Source organism: Staphylococcus cohnii subsp. cohnii (assembly GCF_002902365.1).
Taxonomy (GTDB): domain Bacteria; phylum Bacillota; class Bacilli; order Staphylococcales; family Staphylococcaceae; genus Staphylococcus; species Staphylococcus cohnii.
This window is the reverse complement of record NZ_PPQC01000068.1, coordinates 43,932-69,893: the sequence shown is the minus strand read 5'-3', so window position 1 is coordinate 69,893 and position 25,962 is coordinate 43,932. Positions and strand designations below refer to the sequence as shown.

Genomic DNA, 25,962 nt, shown 5'->3' with positions numbered 1-25,962 from the left:
TGATTTTTCTATGAAAATCATCTTTTTGTGATCAGCTAGTTATTTTACGCTTTTGGTTACTATTTAAGTAGATAAGCTACTATACAAATTGTTTTGTTAAGTCTTTGAATTGTTGTTCATCAAGGTGAATATCTTTTTTGGCTAGTGCTGTGCCTTCTATTTCTTCAATTTGAGATTCATAAGAAGGTGTTTCTGTGTCTTGATATACGATGCCTTTAAGTAATGAATTATATTCTAAAACTTTTTGAGTCGCTTTTTGTTTGTCGGTCGTATCAAAATCTTCAATTTCATCAATATTGGTAAGATTTTCTTTAAACCAATCATAAGTGTTTACTTTATTGTATGTTACACATGGAGAGAATACGTTAACGAATGAAAAACCATCATGATTAATTGCATCTTCCAACATTTTAGTTAAACCTTTGATATCACTAGAAAAGCCTTGAGCAACAAATGTTGCACCTGATGACAATGCAAGCTCTAGTGGCGCAACATTTTTCTCAATATTGCCTTTAGGTGTAGATTTAGTCACAAAACCTTGTGCTGAAGATGGTGATGTTTGTCCTTTTGTTAAACCATAGATTTGGTTATCCATAACTATATATGTCATATTCATATTTCTACGTAGCGCATGAATCGTGTGTCCCATTCCAATGGCATAACCGTCACCATCACCACCGGAAGCAATAACTGTCAAGTCTTTATTAGCCATTTTCACGCCTTGTGCTAATGGTAATGAACGACCGTGAATGCCATGAACACCATATGAATTAACGTAACCAGATAAGCGGCCTGAGCACCCGATACCTGTTATAATTGCAACTTCTTCAGGTTCTAGTCCAACATTTGCAGCTGCTTTTTGAATCGCTGCTTGAACAGAAAAATCTCCACAACCAGGGCACCAATTGGGCTTCACATTATTTCTAAAATCTTTAAATGTTGCCACTTATACCAACTCCTTTAAATTTTTGGCAATCTCTAATCCTTTGGATTCTATTTCATTTGGTAAGAATGGCGTACCATCATATTTCGTTTGATTAATTAACTTATCTCCAACGTTCACATTCATTTTTAATATATTTGAAAGTTGACCTTGATAATTATGTTCAACAACTACAACTTTTGAAGCTTTATCAACCGCTTCTTGTATCGTTTTGCTTGGGAATGGATGTAACTGTCGAATTTGTAAATGGTTAATTTTCAAACCTTGTTGCTCTAATCTTTCTTTACCTTCTTGGATCGCGCCTTTAGTAGAAATGAAACCTAAATAAAGAATATCGGCTGCTTCATGAGACGCATCATTTTCTACAGGATCATTAATCAATAGATGTTCTGTTTTTCGCATACGTTTATCCATTTGTTGTTGTCTGTTATCAGCTGCTTCACTTGTCTTACCTTCTTCATTATGTTCCACACCCGTAACATGATGTATGCCTCCTTTAACTCCAGGAATCGGTCTAGGAGAGACACCGCTTTCAGTCAACGCATAACGTTTGAAGTATGCTTTATCAGCTTCATCTCTTTCTATATCTGATTGAATCGTTTCCCCACGATTTATTTCGATTTTATTATAGTCTAATGATTCTACAGTTTGTTTTCCTAATGACAATTGTAAATCACTTAAAATGATTACAGGGCATTGATACATTTCAGCAAGATTGAAAGCTTCTATCGTAAGATAAAATGCATCTTCGGCATCAGTAGGTGCTACAACTATTTTAGGTATATCACCATGCGTACCGTAAATCATTTGCATAAGGTCTGACTGTTCTTGCTTGGTAGGTAATCCAGTGGATGGACCTCCGCGTTGTGTATTAATAACAACAAATGGTGTTTCAGTCATACCAGATAGGCCAATAGCTTCCATCATGAGTGAAAGACCAGGTCCAGCGCTTGCTGTAAATGCACGTACGCCAGCATAGTTGGAGCCAATTGCCATATTTGCTGCAGCGATTTCATCTTCAGTTTGTACGACAGTACCCCCAACTTTAGGTAAGTTTTCAATCATATATTCCATAATTTCAGATGCTGGTGTAATAGGATATGCTGCCATAAATCTTGATCCGGCAGACAACGCACCTAAACCTATCGCATCATTGCCTATCATATATAGATGTGGTGTACCTTCTGTTGTTTCTAAAACAAAATCACCATCAATAGTACTTAATTGCTCGTTCATTAATCGATAACCTTCATTCAATGCTTCAATATTCATTTCTACAACTTTATCACCTTTTTTAGTAAACATATTGGTGATAAGTGTTTCGAAATCTGAAATGTCTAAGTTCATTACGGCACATGTTGCACCAACAGCGACCATATTTTTCATTAAAGTCGTGCCTAATTCTTTCGCAGTAGCAGTAAAAGGTAGCGCAACCAATTGTGCTTCACAATGTTCAGGCTTTTCTGGTTTAGCTTTACTATCAGCAATAATCACGCTATCTTTACGCATTTCTTGGTGATTCAATTCGATAGTTTCTTGATCGAATGCGATTAATATATCTAAATCATCACTAATTGCATGTACTGGTGATGTTGATACTCTAATTTTGTTATTTGTATGACCGCCTTTGATTCTACTTGAAAAATGACGATATCCGTATAAATAGTATCCTTTACGGTTCATAGCAGTGGCAAAGATTTCACCTGTTGATTCAATACCTTCACCTTGTTGTCCGCCCACTTTCCATGATACTTGAGATTTCATATCATCTAGCCTCCTAGTGGTTATAATAATTCATATTTCATCATACCAAAACAAACCACGCTTTTACTATGAAAAGAGCGGTTTAATTAAAAATTCATACTAATGGACGATTATTTAAATGGATGGTCATCATTAATAAGAATACGTTCTATACGTTTTGTTTTACCATCTTTATTTAAATCTATAATTACACCCGATAATACACTGCGACCTTCATCAGGAACGACATGTCTTTGTGGTAAGCTCGTGATAAAGCGAGTAATCACCTCTTCACGATTAATACCAAGTATACCATCGTAGTAACCAGTCATGCCTACATCTGTAATATATCCTGTGCCTCCAGGTAATATCCTTTCATCTGAAGTTTGGATATGTGTGTGTGTACCAACAACAGCACTAACTCTATTATCTAAATACCATCCCATTGCATTTTTTTCTGAAGTAGTCTCTGCATGGAAGTCAACAAAGATATAATCTGTTTCTTTTTGTGCTTCAGCTATTAAGGCATCTGCTTTTTTAAAAGGATCATCAATATCTTGCATAAATGCACGTCCTTGTAAATTAATGATAGCCAATTTGATTTCATTAATTTGAATGAAGCGCATACCAACACCAGGTGCTTCATCTGGAAAATTAGCTGGACGAACCATCCGATTGGCATTCTCTATAAAATCATATATTTGACGTTGACCATATGTATGATTTCCCATTGTCATAAAATCAACGCCTTCTCTTAGTAAAGATTTATATATTTTTTCGGTCAAACCTTTACCATGAGCTGCATTTTCTGCGTTTACTATTGTAACGGTAGGTTTATAAGTTTGTTTCAACTTGGGTAAATAGTTTGAAATAGCTTCTCTACCTAATTTACCAACAATATCCCCAATAAATAAAATTCTCATTTACGTGTCATCCTCTCTTACTGTTAGTTTAATTGAAATTATCTATGATGAAAAGGCTCTTTAATAAATATTCATAAACATTACTTTGTTTTAAATTTCAGATTGGTGGTAATATTTATATTATAGTTAAGTATCATTTCAAAAAAATAGGAGTTGTATGTAAGAAATGTCAATTAATATTGATCCACAACATTTTGCTGATTTAGTTGTCTCTGCAAACCCTGCAAATAGTGACAATCCGGAAGATATTGCTAAGGATAGCTTAGAGTTATATATCAATGCTTATAGACTTGCTGAAAGGTATGCCAATATCTCCACAAGTTGTTATGACACTGCTGAAGTAATCAAAGAATTACAGAAAGTAGACTTAGAGTTAAAATAACTAAACATAGCACATAACAATAACAGAAACTAAGATATAATGCTTAGTTTTTAAACAATGAGTCTGAGACATCAATGATGCCCCAGACTCATTTATATTGTCAGTAGATTTCTTCCTCACAATATATTGATACTTGCTCAATATGTCAAAAATTGTATTATTTTTAACAAACTAAAAATAACTGCCAACAAAGTTTTACTTTTTGCTAGCAGTTATTTCATAACTTAATTATGTTTTTATTTATTATTTTGCGTATTCAATTGCTCTAGTCTCACGAACAACTGTCACTTTTATATGACCAGGATATTGAAGTTCGTCTTCAATTTGGCTCTTAATATCTCTTGCTAAGCGATGTGACTTTAAGTCGTCGATAGTTTCTGGTGATACAATAACCCGGATTTCTCTACCAGCTTGGATTGCAAATGCTTTTTCAACACCATCATAGCTTTCTGAAAGTGTTTCTAGTCTTTCCAATCTTCTAATATAATTTTCTAAAGTCTCTTTACGAGCACCTGGTCTAGCAGCTGATAGAGCATCCGCTGCTGCAACCAATATAGAAATAATAGAAGTTGGTTCTACATCACCGTGATGTGAGTGTATAGCATTTAATACTGTTTCACTTTCAGCGTATTTTTTAGCTAATTCCACACCAATTTCAACGTGACTTCCTTCAACTTCATGATCGATAGCTTTACCAACATCATGAAGTAATCCAGCACGTTTGGCTAATGTAACATCTTCTCCTAATTCAGCTGCTAACATGCCACTTAAGTGGGCAACCTCTATAGAATGTTTTAACACATTTTGACCATAGCTAGTACGATATTGTAAACGACCTAGAATTTTAACTAAATCTGGATGCATATTATGCACATTAATTTCAAATGTTGCTTGTTCACCCGCATCCCTTATAATATCGTCTACTTCTTTTCGAGCTTTTTCAACCATATCTTCAATTCTTCCAGGATGGATTCGTCCATCTGAAACAAGATTTACTAATGCAGTTCTTGCAATTTCGCGTCTAATTGGGTCAAAACCTGATAGAATAACTGCTTCTGGTGTATCATCTATAATTAAATCAATACCAGTTAACGTTTCTAACGTTCTTATATTTCTACCTTCTCTACCAATGATTCGACCTTTCATTTCGTCATTTGGTAAATTAACAACTGATACTGTAGATTCTGAAGTATGCTCTGCAGCTAACCGTTGTACAGTAGTTGCTAATAACTCTTTTGCATTTTTATCGACTGCTTCTTTTGCTTCTTTCTCTTTTTCCTTAACAAGTATTGCAATATCATGTGACAATTCTTCCTCGACTCTTTGAAGTTGTTCATTGGCAGCTTCTTCTTGAGTGAGACCAGAGATGCGTTCTAATTCTTGTTCATGCTTATTTATTAATGACTGAACACTACTCTCTTTTGCATCTACTTGTTGTTGTCGTTCTTCAAGTTTAGACTCTTTTTGCTCTAAAATCTCATCCTTTTTATCTAAAAGATCAGATTTTCGCTCTAAGTTTTCTTCTTTTTGAAGAAGTCGTGCTTCTTGCCTTTGAAGATCACCACGTCTTTCACGAAGTTCATTTTCACTTTGCTCTTTTAAGATTTGATTCTCTTCTTTAGCTTCAAGGAGCTTTTCCTTCTTGATATTTTCTGCTTCTTTATTACCATGTTCGATAATATCTTCAGCAGTCTGTCTTGCTTGTAATTGCTTTTGATGCAATATATTTCGGGCAATAATATACCCTACAACAACTCCGAGAATAATACCTAGCAAAATGAGTAGGAGGTTTAATAAATTCACACAAACACCCCCTTTTTTCTAGGATTTTGCTCTGTATATCAAATTCAATATGATTATATGAAGTTATATAAGAATCATACAATGTAATTGTACGGTTTCAAACTAAGAAGTGTCAAGGTGTGCAACTACATTAATTCATTATTTGAATAGCTCATTTTACATTAAATTAGTTATAGTTACTGCTATTGTCTATTTCTTGTTGTATTTTCATCATAAAATATTCTTATTTAATAATTTTTAAACCTATATATTATAACAAAAAATAAGCTTATATCTTAAAATACAAGCTTATTTTATAAAAGAAAAAATTTTTATTTTACATTAAAATATAATTTATTCATCTTTTTCATCAAAAAGTGTAGCAGGTGCTTCTTCTTCTTTTTCATCAACGTCACCATCGAAAATACCAAGTTTTTCTCGTAATTTTTGATCGATTTCTTGTTTAACTTTTGGATTTTCTTTTAAATATAATTTAACGTTTTCTTTACCTTGACCCATACGTTCACCATTGTAAGAATACCAAGCACCCGATTTATTGACGATTTCATTTTCTACACCAAGATCAATGAGCTCTCCTTCTTTGGAGATGCCTTTACCGTACATCATATCAACTTCTGCCACTCTAAATGGAGGAGCTACTTTGTTTTTTACCACTTTAATTTTTGTTCTGTTACCAACAATTTCTTGGCCTTGTTTCAACTGTTCTGCACGACGAACTTCTAAACGCACTGAACTATAGAATTTCAATGCACGTCCACCTGGTGTCGTTTCAGGATTCCCAAACATAACACCAACTTTTTCACGAATTTGATTTATAAATACAGCAGTTGTATTTGATTTAGAAATAGCGCCAGACAATTTACGTAGTGCTTGTGACATTAAACGCGCTTGTAAACCGACATGTGTATCGCCCATTTCACCTTCAATTTCAGCTTTCGGTGTTAACGCAGCTACTGAGTCGACAACAACAATATCTACCGCACCACTTCTAACAAATGCTTCAGCAATTTCTAAGCCTTGTTCACCATGATCTGGTTGAGACAAATATAAATTTTGAATATCAACACCTAATGCTTCAGCATAAACTGGGTCTAAAGCATGTTCAGCATCAATAAATGCAGCAATGCCACCATTTTTTTGTACTTCAGCTATGGCATGTAATGCAACAGTTGTTTTACCGGAACTTTCTGGTCCGTATATTTCTATAATTCTACCTTTAGGGTAACCACCAACCCCTAATGCGTTATCTAGAGTTACTGAACCACTTGATACACTAGAAACTTTGCGTGCTTCATTATCACCAAGTTTCATTACTGCACCTTTACCAAATGATTTTTCCATATTTTTAATTACTGTATCTAAAGCTTTTTGACGATCATTATCCAAAACGCTGGACCTCCTAAGTGAGATTTATCTCTGAAAAATATCTTAACCATACTATACATTGATTTAAAGTATTCTGCAAGCATTTTGCGAATATTTGTTCGCTAGTAGTAGAACATTTTTTGCAAAAAGGGAACGTACGTACTAATCATTATTTGTTTTTGGTCTAATCATTTATGCTTTAAAATAGTTTAATAATCGGATTAATGCATAGTTTTGTGCTCTTTTTTTTATTAAATTTCTCTTTTTCGTCATTTTAAATGATTTAATTGTTAGATATTCATTTTCTAAAATACCTAAGTATACTGTACCATTTTCGTATAATAATGAAATACCTATCTCCGCATTATATAAATCTTTAACGATACGACATGATATTGACAGTTGACGCTCAATACTTTCTTTAAGATTGATAAATTGTTGGTGGTGCGGTAACATACCCAAAATTTTATTTGAATCATCATTATTTTTCATTCTCGAGTATAATTCACCATCTGTAACACCATCATAGATTGCAATTGACTGCTTTATATGTTTTAAAAACGCTGCTTCTATGGAAATGTCATCAGATCCATAATAATAATTACCAATACGTGACAGTATTTCTTTTTTTACTGGCGCTATTAATGCTTCACATTCTTGTTTTGAATCACCATTCGCCGTCAATCTTATATTCACTTCATGTGTACCTGCTAAAGGGGCAATCGTAGGATTCGTTTGATTATCTATTAAGTCCATTAAAATAGTTTCAATTTTTGATTCACCTATGCCTGCAAAACGCAATAATTCCGAAAAAATAATGCTTTCTCCATTTAAAAAATAAGGTAATAAACCGTCTTTTGCCATCGGTTGCATTTCTTTAGGTGGACCAGGTAATAAAGCAATATGTTTATCGTTATGTTCAATTAACATGCCTGGTGCCATACCTACTTTATTATCTAAAACTATTGCACCTTCTATGACTAATGCTTGTTGTTTATTGTTCGGTGTCATTTCAACATTTTGATCTTTAAAATATTGCTCTATATACTCCAATGATTTTTCATCCGTGACCAAATTGCGATCTAATATCTGAGCTATCGTATGCTTCGTTAAATCATCTTTAGTAGGTCCTAATCCACCAGTAAGAATAACAGCATCATATTGCTCTAAAGATGAATGTATCGCTCGTTCAAGCCTTTCAGGATTATCTCCTACTACAATATGTTCTACAACACTGTGTCCTATATCATTAAATAATTTTGACAGATATTGACCATTGGTATTTGCAATTTGACCCAGTAATAATTCAGACCCAACCGCTATAATTGACACATTCACATTTTTTCCTCCTCGTTCACAAATAACCTTTTCGCTATTTAACATGTTAAATTTCTTATTTTTATTATAAATCTAACTCTATCTAAAAACTAAAATTCCGTTTGTAAATTGTTCTGTTTTGATTAATCATCATTCTGTTATAAAACATATTATTTCAATAAAAAAACTGGAAATGTGCTTTAAAAAACACTTTCCAGTTGAATTCAAGATTGTCAGAATTAAACACATATTATTTGGCTTTGAATACATCTCTACCTTTATAGAAATATTCAATACCAGAAAGAACAGTAAAGAATACTCCAATGTATAAAAGCACCTGACCTATTGGAAAACCAATCCACGTTGCTAATGGGTCACCAAGTAAAATCCATACTAGCGCTATCATCGTAACGGCCGTTTTAATTTTACCTAATTGCCCAGCTGCACTTACAAAACCTTGTTCGATTTGTAATAATCGTAATCCTGTGACCGCAAATTCACGCGCAATGATGATAATCGCTACCCAAGAGTTTGTTAATCCAATTTCAACTAATGCTATCAAAGCACTTGAAACAAGTAGTTTATCTGCTAATGGGTCTAAAAATTTCCCCATATTTGTAACGAGTTGCCATTTTCTTGCTAAATAACCATCTACAAAGTCACTTAACGAAGCAATAATAAAGATAATGCCACTAATTAATAATTCGATTCTAATTTCATATCCACCAATAAAAGTTACATTTCCAAAACCAAAATCTACTAAAGCGAATAATAGAAATACTGGAATTAATATAACTCTAAAAACAGTTATCCAATTCGGAATATTCATTTCAAATCCTCATTTCTATATATATAACTTACTACAATGCACGAAAACATTTTTATAAAAATAATACTGCTAATATCCACAGTATAGCAGTGATAATAATCACCAGACTTATTACTACTGCTAACTGCAAAGGTTCTTTGTTTTTACTACGATAAGTAGGTTGATGATCAGAAGAAAAAGCGTCAATTGTATCTTTCAGGTTATTATCATGATTAGGAATTTCATCTCTATGTGCATGAATAAGCTGTTCAGCATCAATATTTACAGCCTTTGCATATTTTCGGATAAAGCCTTCTACATAATCTGCATTTTTAAGTGACTCAAAATCATTTTTTTCAATGAGTGTCAAAGTTTGACGTTTAATTTCTGTTCGATTTTCTAATTCTGTTAATGTCATACCTAATCTTTCACGACGTCCTTTTAAAGTTTGACCAACTAAACTCACGATGTTAGTCCTCCTCATCCATTATCTTTTGCTATTCAAAAAATCCAAAACCTCCACCGAAAACATCGTCACCGAAATCAAGATTATTTTTACTTTTCACGGTGTGTTTTTTCATTTCTTCATAATGGATTTCTTGATTTTTATTTTCTCTTAGTTCAATGATGTAATCAAAATCACTCATCTCATAATCACTGGTTTCCACAAATAAATCAGGATGCTCTACAACTTTAATTGCTGGTAAGCTCATAACCTCTTTCACTAATTCTTGATGTTTTTGGTTGGATTCTCTTGCCGTAACCGCACCATCAATAATATAGACGTGATCAGAATCATACTCACCTTTTATGAGTGAACTACGAACAGTTTGCTTAATTAAAGTAGAACTAATAAATAACCAACGCTTGTGTGCACAGACACTACCGGCTACAATTGATTCAGTTTTACCTACTCTTGGCATACCTCTAATACCAATCAATTTATGACCTTTTTCTTTAAATAATTCGGCCATAAAATCTACTAATAAACCCAAATCTTCTCTTTCAAAACGAAATGTTTTTTTATCAGCAGCATCTTGTTCTATGTATCTGCCATGTCGCACTGCCAATCGATCTCGCAATTCTGGTTTACGTAATTTGGTAATAGAGATATCATCAATTTCACTAACGATATTTTCAAATCTACTAACTTTTTCAAGATTATCAGATTTAATTAACAGACCTCTTCTACCTTCATCAATACCATTTATTGTAACAATACTTATACCCATCATACCTAACAAACTGGAAACATCACCTAGCAGTCCAGCTCTGTTCATTGTTATTTCATATTCTAAATACCATTCTTTTTTTGCAGCAACTGTCATGGCATATACACCCCTTAGTTTATAAATCACAGCAATTAGCTTTGACTAAAATCTATCACATTTCTAGTTATCTATTAAATGAAAAAAGCATGGTACAGCATAAATAACTTTAAAATGTAATGTAATGTAATGAATGATATTGATATTATATCATTGAATGTTTCACAAGTGGTTTATTTTTTCAATTATATCAAAAATTATAAATACCAAGCGCCATTCACTTTTTGTATTGTACCAGTCACACTTTTAGCTAATGGATTGCAAAGGTAACTACAGGTATGCGCAACTTCTTCAGGCTCAATAAACCTTTGTTGTGGTAAATCCTGGGTCAAAGTTTCAAGTTCACTTTCTCCCCAAGCTTTTAACATATTACCACTCACAAAACCAGGTGCGATGGCATTCACAGTGACTGAAGTCATTGATAGTTCTTGACTCAATGCTTTTACGAAACCAATTTGAGCTGATTTCATCGCCGAATAGATCGTTTCCATACTTGCACCTGTTTCTCCCCAAATTGATGAAATAACTACAATTCGACCATTATGACTTTGTCGTAACTGATCTACAAAATATCTACATATTCTAATTAATTGACGCACATGAATTTGATAATGCTCATCAATCATCGCATCTGTCATATCTTGCAACTGACCATACAACGCGGTTCCACTTGCATAAATAAGACAATCTAAATTTTTTATAAAATGAAAATATTGATTAAAGTCTTTTACATTGCGCAAATCGCATTGTATAAATTGTACTGAACTATGGTTGAACTGAACATTTAGTTGATTGATATCAGCGTTATTGTAATGGACGATGACCTCATATCCATCAGACAACAAACGATTAACGATTGCAGAACCTATAGATCCTGAACCACCTATAACCAAAGCCTTCATTGTTTATTTCATCTCCAAACGACTATCAACAATTTGGGATAAATTCAAACACGTTTGCGCTGTTTCATTTACACTCTCTAACGTAATACTTTCTACAATATCTAATAAATCAAATAAACTTACACCTTCAAAATAAAGTTTTGTATATTGATTTGCTATATATTCAGGGGAATTTAAACCGGATATAAACTCTCCAATAAATTGCTTTTTCAATAAATTAAACGCTTCTGCATCAGTTAAATTACCCTGTTTTGCTTCTAGTTCATCTAATAATAATTTTTTTAATTTGTCTGGATGTTGTGTTGCGCTAGTAATCATAGAAAAGCTATATGTAGGTTCTAATACAAATTGATAACCAAATGTTTCATCTATCAACTCTTCATTAAGTAACATTTGATAAAAATCAGTTTCTTCACCAAATAATAATTCAAAAAACAAAGTCATTTCTAAATCTTTTTTTACTAATAATTTATCTGGCACATCAGCTAATGGTGTATTTTTAAAGCCAAGCATAATTCTAGGTGATTGTAACTTCATCTTTTCAGTTACTGTGTTTTCTCTTACACTATCTTGTTCTATTAACGGATCCCTTACTATTTGAGATTGATTCGTTTTATCTCTTTGATTTTCATGTTCTGCAACAACATTGTAAATATGATCTACATCTACATCTCCAACAACAAATAAAACCATATTAGAAGGATGATAAAATGTTTCATAGCAAAGATATAAATCTTCTTTGGTAATGTCATAAATACTTTCTACACTACCCGCTATATCAACTCGAATCGGATGTGATTCATACATAGCTCTCAGCGTATTAAACATCAATTTATAGCCAGGCTGCTCTTGATACATTTTAATTTCTTCAGCAATAATACCTTTTTCTTTATTTACAGATGCTTCAGTAAAGTAAGGTGTTTCGACCATCGTTAACAAGCGTTTTATATTATTTTCAACATTATCTGTTGCACTAAATAAATAACTTGTTCGATCAAAACTAGTAAATGCATTTACTTGTGCATTATCTTCTGCAAATGCTGTGAATAAGTCTTCTTCTTCATTTTCAAATAGTTTATGTTCTAAAAAGTGTGCAACACCATCTGGTACAGTAACATAACCTTCACTACCATGTGGTTTGAATTTACGGTCTAAAGAACCAAATTGCGTTGTATATGTAACAAATGTTTTCTGAAAGCCTGTTTTAGGTATCACAAACAGTTTCAATCCATTATTCAACTCAGTTTCATAAACAGTTTCATCTATTTGGTCATAATATGTGCTTTGCATTAATGTTGGCCTCCTTTCGTTAATATATAAATGGTATTGAGTTCTATATTTTTAACTAATTCTATGATTTCAGATTTATTAACATCTTGAATATGTTTAATGTAATCTTCCTCTGATATATCATGCTCTAATAAAATATTATTATTTAATATCTCTATGATACGTTTAGGACGATCATACGACTCTTGACGTTGAGAAATGATAATTTTCTTAGCCAGTTCCAGTTTTTCTTCGCTAAATTGACCCTGCTGGAACTTTTCAAATTCCGCAATAATTGTATCTTTTGCTACGCTATATTTATCAGATGAAACACCACTAAGTACAAACATAAAACCATTTTTTGCATCTATTTGCGAATGTATTGAATACGCTAAACTTTGTTTTTCTCGAACTTCATTAAACAAAACGGAAGAGGGATCTCCACCAAACATGGTATTAAAAACAACACTAGCAAAATATTGTTTATCTCCAAATTGTACTGGCAGTTTAAATCCAATATTTAATTTAGCTTGGTCCACTTCATCTGTTTCTACGATTTCTTGTGGCACTTTATCTGCTTGTGGTACTGGCGTCGCATGAGATTGTTTGAATTGGAATGGTTTTATATCAAAATAAGTTTTGATTTGAGATTTTACTTCTTGTTCATCTACATTTCCTACGACATAAACAGCACAATAGTCATTCTTGAGCATAGATTGATATGTATGATATAAAGTTTCGGGTGTTATATTTGCTATGTAACCTACTTGCCCTGATGCTAGGTGACGATACGGCTGTTCACCAAACATATACTTCAATAAATTTAAAAAAGATATTTGAGATTTATTATCAACCATTGCTTCTAATTTTTTAGTAAGTAAAGCTTTTTCTTGTGAAACAAAGTTTTCATCAAAACTATCATTAGAAACTAGAGGATGCCAAACCATTTCTGTTAACAAATCTAAACCCTTTTCAAATAATGGTGTTTGGTCCGTAAGATAACGTTCGTTGACTAACTCCAATGATATCGTTATGACATGTTTGTCTTTAAATTTTGAGACAAAACTATTAACATACGCACCATACAATTCTGAAAGATGACGGTTAAACGCCTTGTCTGTCGGCCATTTTTTAGTAGCACGCACGAGTAACTTACTGAGTATTGATCGAGCTGTCATGGTTTCACTATCTAATGGAGCCATAAATTTTAAAGTAATTGTGGTTGTTTTGAACTTTGTTGTTGGTAACACATTAATATGCAAATCATTTTGCTGTTCATTTATTTTCAAATTGTCAAACCTCACTTTCATAATTTTGTTATTATATACTATTTCTAACCGTTTTAAATTTTACTAAACTACTTTTGAAATAATTAAAAGAATAAAGTATTGGCTGATCATTTTTATCATAATGAATTAATTTCAACAACATAAGCCCTTCATGTGGTGAGGCATCCAATATGTCTGATATATGTGGTTCATAACCAATAGCCTCTATCTCAGTTTCTGCGTATGCAACTTTTTTCGAAGCATAATATTCAATTGCGTTTAACAACGATTCATCACTATTTTGATACTGTGCACATGTTAAATCTTCTGCTGGCAGCTTATCTAAGCAATAAACAACTGGCATTCGGTCGGCCATTCTCACGCGTTCAATAATTGTTACTAACGCTTTTTCAGGAAGATTTAATCTCTGAGCATCTAAAGATGTCGCAGGTTTTTCGTCTAAACTGATATACTCCGTACTCGCATGGTAACCTTGATTTTCAATCATTTTACTAATACTAACCAATTCATCTAACGGATAGAAGAACGGGTGCAGCGTTTTAACACTTGCACCTTCTTCTAAATTGTTAGATAACACTTGTTCAGTAATTAGTTCGTCAACTGCATCATATACATCATCTGTTTTAACATTTAATTTTCTAGCAACAGCAAGATTACTAGGTAAAGCATCTCCTGGTTTCAATGCTCTCGCATTTATCTCTTGTATCAGCCATTCTTTTACTTTATAAACAGAAGTTAATTCCATATTTACACCTCATCACTATCTAAATCCACAAGTATTTGTCTAGGTTTACTACCTTTTTGTGGTCCAATCACTTGATTACGTTCTAAATCATCCATCAATCTGGAAGCACGGTTGTAACCAATTCTAAATTGTCTTTGTAATAACGATGTACTTGCTTTTTGTTGTTCAATTACAAATAAATACGCTTCATCATACAAGGCATCTTCACTCTTCATTTCTGATTTTTCAACGGGAGCATCTGGTTCCATTTCTTTTACATAATTCGCTTTTTGTTGCTCTACGACATAATTTACGATGTCTTGAACCTCTTGGTCACTTAAAAACGCCCCTTGAACTCTAGTTCTAGTGGATCCACCATTAGCAACATAAAGCATGTCACCTTTACCAAGTAATTTATCTGCACCGCCGCTATCAATAATCGTTCTAGAATCTGTTTGTGAACTCACAGCAAAAGCAATTCTAGATGGTATATTATTTTTTATTAAACCAGTAATTACATCTACGGAAGGACGTTGCGTTGCGATTATTAGGTGAATACCTGCTGCACGAGCCATTTGTGTGATTCTTTGTATTGCGTTTTCTACTTCTTTACCAGCAACCATCATTAAATCTGCTAACTCATCTACAATAACAACAATATATGGTAACTCAGATTGTTTTTCATCTAACTCTTCATTTTGCTTTCTAATTGCTTCATTATACCCCTCAATATTTCTAGTTGAAGAATGTTGAAACAAGTCATAACGTCTTTCCATTTCTGCCACTACTTTTTCTAAAGCTTGTGATGCTTTATGCGGATTGGTTACAACAGGTATGAGTAAATGAGGGATACCATTGTATATATTTAATTCTACCATTTTCGGATCAATTAACATAAGTTTAACTTCGTGTGGCTTTGCATTTAATAGGATACTTGTAATAATACCATTGATACAAACAGATTTCCCACTTCCTGTAGAACCTGCTACAAGTAAATGAGGCATTTTGTTAAGTTCTACTGTGATTGGGTCACCTGAAATATCCCTACCTAGTCCTACTTCTAACTTATTAGAAGCAGGGAATTTTTCATCTAATACTTCTTTTAAAGAAACAAGTGAAATCTTATCATTTGGTACTTCTATACCTACAGCAGATCGTCCAGGTATTGGTGCTTCGATACGTATGTCCTTAGCTGCTAAGGCTAACGCAATATCGTTATGCAGATTAACAATCTTACTCACTTTAACCCCTTGAGCAGGTTGTATTTCATATTGTGTCACTGCTGGGCCTATTTTAATCTGAGTCACTTTAGCATCTACACCAAAGTTTTTCAATGTGTTTTCTAACAACTGCCCCTTTTTCTGCACCTCTGCTTTAGAAGTCGATTTCTGTTTAGTTGGTTGTTTCAATAATGTTAATGGTGGTATTTTATATGCTTCGTTTTCTACTTCTCCAGCTTCAGATATGGAATTTGAAGCCGCATCTTCATCTTGTGCTTCACCTTCTTCCAATTCATTAATTGGTTGATCAATGATTGCGTTATCTTCTGGATTTGCTTCTTGGATTGTACTTTGATTATTTTGATCAAATACGCGTTTCGATCTCTTGTTTTGAGTTTGTGTTTGTTTAATTTCCTCATCTTTATAATCGTTATGTCCATAAATTGGAATTGATTGTTGTTCAGGCGTATTGTTACTTATCTCTGGTAGATCAGTTACATCCTTAACATTATTTTGAGTTTGTGCTTGTTCCGTAGCCTTTTCTGCTTTTTTTTCAGCTTTTATACGTGCTTTAGCATCTTTTTTAACTTTATTTTCTTTACGGCGTTCTTTAAGATTTGCAGAAGCATCTTGACTTTTTACTTTCATCTTTTCAAAAGCAACTTTTGACACATCTCTATGTCTTTGTTTTGTCAATAAGATAAAACTAGAAGCTATTAATAATAACGTTACAATAATTACACCGACAATTGAAATGAGTGGTATAAATAACGCCAATAAGTAATGCCCAAATAATCCTCCACCGAAATTTGGAAATGTATTATGTTCATAAGATTTATAAACATATGATAACACTGGCTCTCTTAATGATTGAGCTCTATGCATGAAGTAGTACACTGTTTGAGTCACAAGTAATAATGCAATTTGTAAAACAAATGCACCTGTAGTACGTCTCGTCTTCGGCAATGACTTATAGTAAGTAATAAATACAGTACTTATCAAAATTAAGATATAAGTTAAGTATCTACTTGTGCCAAATAAGTAATTAAAAAAACTATCTATCATTGTGCCTATAATACCCAATTGAAAAACACCAAGAATGATAGCAATAAAAATTACTATCGCAAGAATATATCTTAATGGACTCTCACTTTTCTTTTTTTTATTATTTGCAGTTTTCTTTCTCGTATTCGATGTTTTTTTCTTTGTTGTTGAGCTCTTTCTCGTTTGCGCCAACATTCACACCTTCTTTTCAACTCTGTTTTTCGATATGTATATGAATCATATTTGTGTATTTTAATATCAAGTGATAATACAAATTATAAATATGATTTTAAATTCTATAAAAATCATTTTATTATATACTTATAATAACATAAAAGAGGTAAGACATTATTCGCTCCAGTATATTTAAAGGTTGTATATATCTTGTTTAGATATAACATATATACAATTTACTTTTAAATAATCTTACCAAAGCGTCTGTCTTAACCTCTTTATTTTAGAATAGAAATTATTAAATTTCAGATATTACCGGTATAATCATTGGACGGCGTTTTGTATTTTCAAAAAGCAATTTGCTTACTTGATCACGCATATTTTGTTTAATTTCTGACCATTCAATACGTTTTTCTTGTAAACCTAATTCAACGATTTCACGCACTTTTTCTTCAGCTTCATTTAATAAAGCTTCACTTTCCCTTACATAAACAAAACCACGTGATTGAATTTCAGGACCAGCGGCAATTCTACGATTCTTAGGATCTAACGTTACAACTGCGATAAAGATGCCATCTTCAGCAAGTAAATGACGATCACGTAACACGATGTTACCAACATCACCTACACCAATACCATCAATGAGCACATTGCCGGAATTGACTTTCTCATTTAAAATCATTTCTTCACCATCATAGTTTACTACATCGCCTTTTTCCACTAGGAATATTTTCTCAGGTTGGACGCCAGCTTCATTAGCTAACTTAGCATGCGCAATTTGCATTTTAAATTCACCATTTACAGGAATGAAATACTCAGGCTTCATGATATTAATCATCATTTTTAATTCTTCCATGCAACCATGACTTGAAGTATGAATTTTTTTACTGTTAGGAATGATTTCTGCTCCTGCACGAACGAGTTCATTAAGCGTATTTCCAACAATCACTTCCATATTAGCAGACGCAGTAATTGCTAAGAAGACCGAATCTCCTTCTTCAATATTCATTATTTTATGTTTCTTTTGTGCCATTTGACTTAAAGCTTCAACTGGTTCTCCTTGCATACCAGTTGCAATAATTATCACTTCATTTTTTGGATAATTTTCAACCTCATTAATTGGTATGAGCAAATCTTTAGAAATATCAAAATAGCCAAGTTTTCTAGCGATATTAAATGAACTTTCTAATGAACGCCCTAGGAAAGATACTTTTCTATTTAATCTTTGCGCAATGTTTAAAACTTGTTGAATACGAATAAAATTAGATGCATAACATGAAACAATTAATCTACCTTTCACCTTCGTAAACGCATCATACATATGAGATTCTATCACGTTTTCTGGCGTGTTATAACCTGGCTTTTCTGCTTCAGTCGAGTCACTGATTAAAGCAAACACACCATCTTGTCCAACTTCAGTCATTTTTTTCAAATCCGGAGCATAATGCCCTTGTAAACTTTGATCGAACTTGAATTCGCCAGTGTATACAATAGCGCCATAAGAAGTGTGTATACATACGCCTAAACTATCTGGAATACTATGTGTAGTGTTAAAGAATGTGACATTAACACCCTTAAAGCGCATAATTGATTCATTATTAACAGTATAATATCTAACTTTCTTATTTACATTGCGAGCTTTCATATTTTCTTTGATTAATGCAATTGTTAATTTAGAACCATAAACAGGCGCATCAACTTGCTCAAGCACATAAGTAACAGCACCTATCGCGTGTTCATGGCCGTGCGTTAGGAATATACCTTTTAATCTGTCTTTATTTTCTATCACATATTGAATATCAGGAATAACGATATCTACACCCAACATTTCATCTTCTGGAAACATCAGTCCCGCATCTAACATAAACATTTCATCGTCTACTTCAACGATATACATATTTTTCGCAATTTCCCCAACGCCTCCGAGAGGGATAATACGAATATTTTTATTTTTTTTCTTAATTAAACTCAAAATGTTACCTCCTATTTAAATTACCCGTCCATATATAAACTCATAGTTTATTATAAGTTAAAATAGGCCTTATGTACACTATTAAAGTAGCTACTTTAGTTGTTTTAAAATATATTATTGGATGATTTATTTTTATGTAAAAATGATTCTAAGGTATGCAATGATGTATTTGTCGCACTTTTTATGTATATATTCACATTTATTTTCAGCTTTTGGCTTAATCTTATTTAATTATGAATGCTGAAATATTAAAAAAAGAAACTAGTGATATGACTTGAACTTTTCTACAATAGAATTAAAATAATTCTATTGTAAGCAGTTCTCATCATTTTACCAGTCTCTAGTAATAAACATTATTTAGTATTATTTGATAACAATGCTTTATGTGAAGCATTGACTCTACCTTGTTTATCAATTTCTGTAACTTTAATTTTAAATGTGTCTCCTACTTTCAACACATCTTCTACTTTATCAATGCGCTCATTAGCAATTTGAGAAATGTGTACAAGTGCGTCTTTACCTGGGAATAATTCAACAAACGCACCATATTTTTCAATACGTTTAACTGTACCGTTGTATACTTCTCCAACTACTGCCTCTCTTGTAATTTCATCAATGATACTTCGCGCTTTTTCAATAGCATCTTTATCTACTGCACCAATAAATATCGTTCCATCTTGTTCGATATCTAACTTAACGCCCGTTTCATCAATGATTTCATTGATTTTTTTACCACCCGGACCAATGACATCTCTAATTTTTTCAGGTTTTATAGACATCGTAACAACTTTAGGTGCAAAGGCACTTAGTTCACCACGTGGTGTATCAATTGTTTGTAGCATATGATCTAATATAGCCAAACGACCTTCTCGAGCTTGATCTAATGCTTCTTTAATAATTTCCTTGGTTAAACCATCAATTTTGATGTCCATTTGTATAGCTGTAATACCTTCAGATGTACCAGCTACTTTAAAGTCCATATCACCAAGTGCATCTTCCATACCTTGTATATCAGTTAATATGGTATAACTATCGTCACGTGTAACTAATCCCATAGCGATACCAGCAACTGGGGCTTTGATTGGAACACCCGCGTCCATCAATGCTAAGGTTGAGCCACAAATAGAAGCTTGTGATGATGAACCGTTTGATTCTAATACTTCACTCACTATTCTCACAGTATATGGGAAGTCTTTAACATCTGGAATGATGTGGCTAAGCGCGCGTTCTCCCAATGCACCATGTCCAATTTCACGACGACCAGGTGAACGAACTGGTCCAGTTTCACCAACTGAATAATTTGGGAAGTTATAGTGATGCATAAAACGTTTTTGTTCTTCTTCACCAAGGCCATCTAAGATTTGATATTCACTCATTGAGCCTAATGTTAATACTGAAAGTGCTTGTGTTTGTCCTCTTGTAAATAAACCTGAACCATGTGCTCTTGGTAAAATACCAACTTCAGATTCTAATGGGCGAATTTCATCTGTTTTACGACCATCTGGTCTAATTTTTTCTTCTGCTATCAGACGTCTTACTTCTTCTTTAACCAAGTCATCTAATATACTATATACTTCTTTGATTAAATCTTCATTCTCATCATCATTTTCATCAACAAATTCTGATGCAACTTTTTCTTTAAGTTCATCTAAGTTAATATCTCGTTGTTGCTTATCAAATGTTAACACGGCATCTTTCAAACCATGTGATGCAGTTAATGATTTTACTTTTTCAACAAGTGTTTCATCTTTTTCAACAGGAACAAATGCCTTTTTCTCTGGTTGAATATGATCGAGGATTTCTTCTTGGAAGCTAACTAGACGCTGAATTTCTTGGTGTCCAAAGAAAATAGCTTCAAGCATTTCATTTTCTGTAATTTCACTTGCACCTGCTTCTACCATATTTACAGCATCTTTATGACCAGCTACTTCTAAATCAAGTCTAGATACTTCTTTTTGTGCAACGGTAGGGTTAATCACATATTCTCCATCTATATAACCAACGTTCACGCCTGCTATTGGACCTTGAAAAGGTATATCAGAAACACTTAATGCCATTGACGAACCTATCATTGCTGCCATTTCAGGGGAGCAATCAGGATCAGCACTTAAGACTGTATTCATTATTTGTACGTCATATCTATAACCTTTAGGAAACAATGGACGAATGGGTCTATCAATTAATCGTGCAGTTAATGTAGCTTCATCACTCGGACGGCCTTCACGTTTTTTAAAACCACCAGGTATTTTACCTGCAGCATACATTTTTTCTTCGTAGTTAACCATTAATGGGAAAAAGTCACCATCACGTGGTTCTTTTGACGCTACTGCAGTAGATAAAACGACTGTATCACCATATCTAACAAGTACTGCGCCGTTAGCTTGTTTAGCTAATTGTCCAGTTTCAATCGTTAAAGATCTATTTGCCCACTCAGTTTTGAAAACTTTTTTTTCTTGAGACATTACGAATCTCCTCTCATTTATCTGTTAATCCTATCATATCATTTATTAATAATGATTTATATTAGTATATAGTTTAATGTATAATTATAAATGCTAAAATTATAAAAAAGGGAAAGACCCCAAAGGTTCTTTCCCGATAAATATACGTCTAAAGATTAACGACGGATACCTAATGATTTAATTAATTCACGGTAACGTTGAATATCTTTGCTACGTAAGTAGTTTAATAAGTGTCTACGACGACCTACCATTTTTAATAATCCACGACGTGAATGGTGATCTTTCGTATGTTCACGTAAATGAGTGTTTAATGCAGTGATTTCTGCAGTTAACACAGCGATTTGTACTTCTGGAGAACCAGTGTCCGCTTCGTGTGTACGATATTCTTTAATTAATTCATTTTTACGTTCTTGTGAAATTGCCATAGTCAATTTCCTCCTTTTTATTTTTATGCGCCTTTATCCGAGCAATCGTCGGAGTCTCGAACTGCCAAGATAAAGGTGCCTTGTATGTGTGTAACACATCAGACTTAAATATTATATGATATTTCGTCACCAAAATCAACAGAAAGTAAATATTTCGCTTTTTCTTTATCCTTATTCATTTGTTCAACTAAAGGATCTATACCATCAAATTTAACTTCTGGTCTTAAATAATGATGCCAATAAACGATAACACGTTCACCGTATATGTTTTCATGGAAGTCAAACAGATTCACCTCTATGACAACTTGTGCTTTAGAAGGATCATGAAATGTTGGTTTGACACCAACGTTGGCAGCTCCACGATAAATTTTATCATTTGCACCTATTTTCATACTCACGGCATAAACACCATTTTTAGGCAATACGTAATCTCCACTCGGCTCTACATTCGCTGTAGGAAAACCAATTGTTCTTCCTCGTTTTTCTCCTTGTACAACCATACCTTTGATACGATACCGATATCCAAGCTCATCGTTTGCCTTTTGTAAGTCACCTGTTTTCAGTGATTTTCTAATATCTGTTGTAGATATTTTCTCCGATTCAATTTCTTGTTTACTTACGATAGTCGTATTAAAATCTGACATTTCATCTAAAATCATCATGTTGCCTTTACCAAATTTGCCAAACGTAAAATCAAAACCTGCAATTACTTCTTTTACATGGTTATTAATGATGTATTCCTGTATAAATTCTTCTGCACTTACATTGGCAAATTTAGAAGAAAAGTTAATAACAATGCAATAGTCAATCCCGTAAGATTCTAATATTTCTATTTTATCTTGAATCGGTGTTAAGTAATCCGTACGTTTAAGTTCAGGATTTAAAACAACAGAAGGATGCGGATCAAATGTCATCACAGCTTTCTTTAAATTCGATGCCTCTGCCTTTTTTTCTAAAGTATCAAATACCTCTGCATGACCTTTATGCATGCCATCAAAAAAACCAAATGCCATTGCTACATCTTCTGCTATATACTGATTTTCTTGAATCGGATGAGTTACTTCAATTACTTTCATGGCTATTTCTCCTTTAGTTAAATACCTTCTTCGGTTTTATTTCATAAGGTTTCTCAGGATGCGGTGTATAAATTGCTAATGCCTTATTATTTAGTGTATCAAACATCACAACCAACGTATCTATGGATTGATCAAATTCATTTGTATTAAATTTTTGACCATTCAATATTTTAAATCTTTGACTTTCATTTGATATGTTGATTTTTTTCAAACCTCTCAGACCATATTCTATCGGAAAAAGTTTTTCCTGTAATGTTTCATGCTCATGTAGTGATTGTATATCTTCGATTGTAAGACTATTTTCAATATCAAAACCACCACTTTGTATTCTTGTTAACTTTGACATATGTGCTGGTAATTCAAGCGCTTTTCCTATATCTGTTGCCAACGTTCTAATATAAGTACCTTTACCGCATTTTACTTTGATATCAAACTGGCAACCTTGATTTTCAAATCGTAGTTCAGACGCTCGTTTAATGTCGAAAATCTCGACTTCTCTTGAAGGTCTTTCGACAGTTTCATTTTTTCTTGCATATTCATAAAGCTTTTTACCGTTAACCTTCACTGATGAATACATCGGAGGGATTTGCGTAATTATACCTTCAAAATGTGCTAATGCGCTATCTATTTGTTCCCCATTAAGTGCGTCTTCACCAATGGGTTTTTTTTCTAAAATTTCACCTGTCTGATCTTCTGTAGTGGTACTAAAGCCTAAGTATACAGTTGCAAAATAGGTCTTTCCCATTTCCATAATATAATCGCTTACCTTAGTCGCTGGACCTATACATATGGGTAATACACCTGAAACTTCAGGATCTAATGTACCAGTATGCCCCACCTTTTTGGTTTTTAAAATTTTCCTTAATTTAAATACAACGTCATGGCTTGTTAAGCCACGTTCTTTGTACACAGGTAAAATACCGTTATACATTTTAATGTCACCTTCAATCGTCCTTTTATTATCATTCCTTACTTATATTAACACGTCTCAATAAAGAAATGGTTATAAAAAAGCTGAAACAACAATCCCAGTGAATGTTTGTTTCAGCTTTTAAAATTAATCATTTTTGTGTAAATCTTGTATCATTTTTTCGATTTTATTTCCGTAGTCAATAGACTCATCGTATTCAAACTTTAAATCTGGTACAATTCTTAAGCGCATTCTTGAACCAATTTCAGATTTGATAAATCCTTTTGCTTTCTCTAAACCTTTAAACGTATCATCAATCTGTTTATCATTACCAAGTACAGTTAAATAAATTGTTGCAATAGATAAATCATTCGTTAATTGAACTTCTGTTATTGTTAAGAAACCAATTCTAGGGTCTTTTACTTTATTGTTAACGATGTCCATGATTTCTTGTTTCATTTGTTCGCCAACACGTTCAGCTCTCATATTCATATATTTCACCTCACAAATATCATTCATACATGTATATTTATCTTACTTAAAGATTATATGACAGTTCATTTCACAACGTCAAACAAACTTCATTCTTTTTTTTACTCAAAAAAATTTAATTACTAAATCATTATAACTTAAAAAGGTAATTGTTATGAAACGATAAAACATTATTTTTATTACAGTTAGGCACAATTATATTTCCTAAGTGTTAGAGCTTGAAACTTTATTACATTTTTATTTTTAAATACTGCTATAGTTTATAAAATTTACATTGAATTTTATAAATGATTACTATTTAAGAAACAACTAAGTTTCTAAATTATTTTATATTGTTTTACACATTATAGAAGGTATCATGCTATAATTCAAACTAATAAAAAAATGAATTTTTCTATTGAAATTGTTAGGAGCGTGTATACTTGGATAAATCAGAAAGACTACTTTATATTTTCACTCGTCTATTTAATGGAAAAAAATTAAGCAAAGAAGAACTCGCAGAACAATTAAATGTTAATGTAAGATCAATACAGCGAGATTTTAGTGATATAAACAATTTTTTATATGAAGACCATGAATGGGAAGGACTCAATGCGAGAATTGTTTATGAAAACAATATAGGCCGCCATCGCATAAGAATAGATCGCTATAAATTTAAAAATAATCGATTACTTAATCTGCTATTTAGAATGAAAAATTTCACGCCCAACATTCATATTGACACTTATAATTTAATTAGAGGGCTAAACAGTAATTCGAATCTAGCTGAAAAATTTTTATCTAATACATTACTCAATCAATTTACAATCAATCACGAATTAACAGAATCAACACTTATTTATAAAATACAACTTGCTATACAAAATAAACAGATAATTTCACTAAATGATGTTGATCATCAAACATATAAAGTTGTACCAGTATATACAAGACATTACAAAAATAAATATTGGATTACTTATATATATCAGAACAAAATTTATACACAAGATTTAAATTCAATCCTTGATATTTATCAATTTGATGAGGCATTTGACGAAAATATTTTTCTACAGGTCCCAACTGTCACTATGAAATTCTGTTCATCTATATGGGAACAAATTCAACGTCAATTTATAGTCCTGAATGTCCAAAATAACGAAGCATTTATTGAAGCTGAACTCATTATTTCAAAAAGCGAATGCCTACACTTAGCATATGAATATCCACAAGAAATCATTTTATTAAAACCAGATCATTATGTGGAGGATTTCAAAAATAAAATCAAATCGTTATTTAAACATTATCTTATTTAACGACATACTAAAGAGGCTGGGACATAAATCCCCCTTCTCAAAATAAGAGGGCAAATCCTTAACAATGGATTTGTCCTCTTTAAATTTTAAATCTTC

At 32.7% G+C, this 25,962-nt stretch carries 21 protein-coding genes and 2 pseudogenes; 2 read left to right on the top strand and 21 right to left on the bottom strand.

The features are described 5' to 3' along the window. Positions 1-79: 79 nt before the first annotated feature. The 3 genes from CD032_RS12255 to CD032_RS12245 all read right to left on the bottom strand — a co-directional run bounded on the left by CD032_RS12255 (position 80) and on the right by CD032_RS12245 (position 3,609). Complete coding sequence (locus CD032_RS12255; RefSeq protein ID WP_019468715.1) at positions 80-946, bottom strand: 2-oxoacid:ferredoxin oxidoreductase subunit beta; 867 nt, start codon at positions 944-946, stop codon at positions 80-82. Beyond that, entirely contained in the window at positions 947-2,707 is a 1,761-nt protein-coding gene (locus CD032_RS12250) for a 2-oxoacid:acceptor oxidoreductase subunit alpha (protein ID WP_019468714.1), read from the bottom strand. A gap of 110 nt (positions 2,708-2,817) precedes the next feature. Continuing rightward, positions 2,818-3,609, bottom strand: coding sequence for a TIGR00282 family metallophosphoesterase (locus CD032_RS12245; protein ID WP_019468713.1), 792 nt, complete (start codon positions 3,607-3,609; stop codon positions 2,818-2,820). Between the two features lie 166 nt (positions 3,610-3,775). Here CD032_RS12245 and CD032_RS12240 point away from each other — a divergent pair, with 166 nt between their 5' ends. Beyond that, entirely contained in the window at positions 3,776-3,991 is a 216-nt protein-coding gene (locus CD032_RS12240) for a hypothetical protein (protein WP_019468712.1), read from the top strand. Between the two features lie 243 nt (positions 3,992-4,234). On the opposite strand, the gene rny is transcribed toward CD032_RS12240, so the two are convergent. The 18 genes and pseudogenes from rny to rbfA all read right to left on the bottom strand — a co-directional run bounded on the left by rny (position 4,235) and on the right by rbfA (position 24,571). Continuing rightward, entirely contained in the window at positions 4,235-5,794 is a 1,560-nt protein-coding gene (rny, locus tag CD032_RS12235; RefSeq protein WP_019468711.1) for a ribonuclease Y, read from the bottom strand. 333 nt (positions 5,795-6,127) lie between these two features. After that, positions 6,128-7,180, bottom strand: coding sequence for a recombinase RecA (gene recA, locus CD032_RS12230; protein ID WP_019468710.1), 1,053 nt, complete (start codon positions 7,178-7,180; stop codon positions 6,128-6,130). 171 nt (positions 7,181-7,351) lie between these two features. Then, the gene (locus CD032_RS12225; protein ID WP_019468709.1) at positions 7,352-8,497 is read right to left on the bottom strand and encodes a CinA family nicotinamide mononucleotide deamidase-related protein; all 1,146 of its coding nucleotides are present in this window, start codon (positions 8,495-8,497) and stop codon (positions 7,352-7,354) included. 229 nt (positions 8,498-8,726) lie between these two features. Beyond that, positions 8,727-9,305: a CDP-diacylglycerol--glycerol-3-phosphate 3-phosphatidyltransferase gene (pgsA, locus tag CD032_RS12220; protein ID WP_019468708.1), complete on the bottom strand. Its 579-nt coding sequence runs from the start codon at positions 9,303-9,305 to the stop codon at positions 8,727-8,729. 52 nt (positions 9,306-9,357) lie between these two features. Continuing rightward, the gene (locus CD032_RS12215) at positions 9,358-9,750 is read right to left on the bottom strand and encodes a helix-turn-helix domain-containing protein (RefSeq protein WP_019468707.1); all 393 of its coding nucleotides are present in this window, start codon (positions 9,748-9,750) and stop codon (positions 9,358-9,360) included. Positions 9,751-9,781: 31 nt separating this feature from the next. After that, complete coding sequence (locus CD032_RS12210; protein ID WP_019468706.1) at positions 9,782-10,612, bottom strand: DUF3388 domain-containing protein; 831 nt, start codon at positions 10,610-10,612, stop codon at positions 9,782-9,784. A gap of 197 nt (positions 10,613-10,809) precedes the next feature. Then, on the bottom strand, positions 10,810-11,514 hold the full coding sequence (ymfI, locus tag CD032_RS12205; protein WP_019468705.1) for an elongation factor P 5-aminopentanone reductase: 705 nt from the start codon (positions 11,512-11,514) through the stop codon (positions 10,810-10,812). A gap of 3 nt (positions 11,515-11,517) precedes the next feature. Further along, the gene (gene yfmH / locus CD032_RS12200; RefSeq protein WP_019468704.1) at positions 11,518-12,804 is read right to left on the bottom strand and encodes an EF-P 5-aminopentanol modification-associated protein YfmH; all 1,287 of its coding nucleotides are present in this window, start codon (positions 12,802-12,804) and stop codon (positions 11,518-11,520) included. Further along, positions 12,804-14,093, bottom strand: coding sequence for an EF-P 5-aminopentanol modification-associated protein YfmF (gene yfmF / locus CD032_RS12195; RefSeq protein WP_037539894.1), 1,290 nt, complete (start codon positions 14,091-14,093; stop codon positions 12,804-12,806). Before yfmF ends, yfmH begins: the two co-directional genes overlap by 1 nt. A 10-nt stretch (positions 14,094-14,103) precedes the next feature. Continuing rightward, the gene (locus CD032_RS12190; RefSeq protein WP_019468702.1) at positions 14,104-14,817 is read right to left on the bottom strand and encodes a GntR family transcriptional regulator; all 714 of its coding nucleotides are present in this window, start codon (positions 14,815-14,817) and stop codon (positions 14,104-14,106) included. Between the two features lie 2 nt (positions 14,818-14,819). Next, positions 14,820-16,274: pseudogene (locus tag CD032_RS13685) on the bottom strand (DNA translocase FtsK); the annotation flags it as partial. Between the two features lie 104 nt (positions 16,275-16,378). Then, positions 16,379-17,255, bottom strand: a pseudogene (locus CD032_RS13680) (cell division protein FtsK); the annotation flags it as partial. Positions 17,256-17,532: 277 nt separating this feature from the next. Then, positions 17,533-19,206, bottom strand: coding sequence for a ribonuclease J2 (gene rnjB / locus CD032_RS12180; RefSeq protein WP_019468700.1), 1,674 nt, complete (start codon positions 19,204-19,206; stop codon positions 17,533-17,535). Positions 19,207-19,559: 353 nt separating this feature from the next. Further along, positions 19,560-21,668: a polyribonucleotide nucleotidyltransferase gene (gene pnp, locus CD032_RS12175; RefSeq protein ID WP_019468699.1), complete on the bottom strand. Its 2,109-nt coding sequence runs from the start codon at positions 21,666-21,668 to the stop codon at positions 19,560-19,562. 155 nt (positions 21,669-21,823) lie between these two features. Then, on the bottom strand, positions 21,824-22,093 hold the full coding sequence (gene rpsO, locus CD032_RS12170; protein WP_019468698.1) for a 30S ribosomal protein S15: 270 nt from the start codon (positions 22,091-22,093) through the stop codon (positions 21,824-21,826). A 104-nt stretch (positions 22,094-22,197) separates the two neighbouring features. Then, positions 22,198-23,169 (bottom strand): bifunctional riboflavin kinase/FAD synthetase, encoded by a 972-nt coding sequence (locus CD032_RS12165; RefSeq protein ID WP_019468697.1) that lies wholly within the window; start codon positions 23,167-23,169, stop codon positions 22,198-22,200. Positions 23,170-23,182: 13 nt separating this feature from the next. Further along, positions 23,183-24,100, bottom strand: coding sequence for a tRNA pseudouridine(55) synthase TruB (gene truB, locus CD032_RS12160; RefSeq protein ID WP_019468696.1), 918 nt, complete (start codon positions 24,098-24,100; stop codon positions 23,183-23,185). A 126-nt stretch (positions 24,101-24,226) separates the two neighbouring features. Next, positions 24,227-24,571, bottom strand: a complete 345-nt coding sequence (rbfA, locus tag CD032_RS12155; RefSeq protein ID WP_019468695.1) for a 30S ribosome-binding factor RbfA — start codon at positions 24,569-24,571, stop codon at positions 24,227-24,229. Between the two features lie 422 nt (positions 24,572-24,993). Between rbfA and CD032_RS12150 the strand changes: the two genes are divergently transcribed. Beyond that, positions 24,994-25,866: an HTH domain-containing protein gene (locus tag CD032_RS12150; RefSeq protein ID WP_019468694.1), complete on the top strand. Its 873-nt coding sequence runs from the start codon at positions 24,994-24,996 to the stop codon at positions 25,864-25,866. Positions 25,867-25,962: the final 96 nt, after the last annotated feature.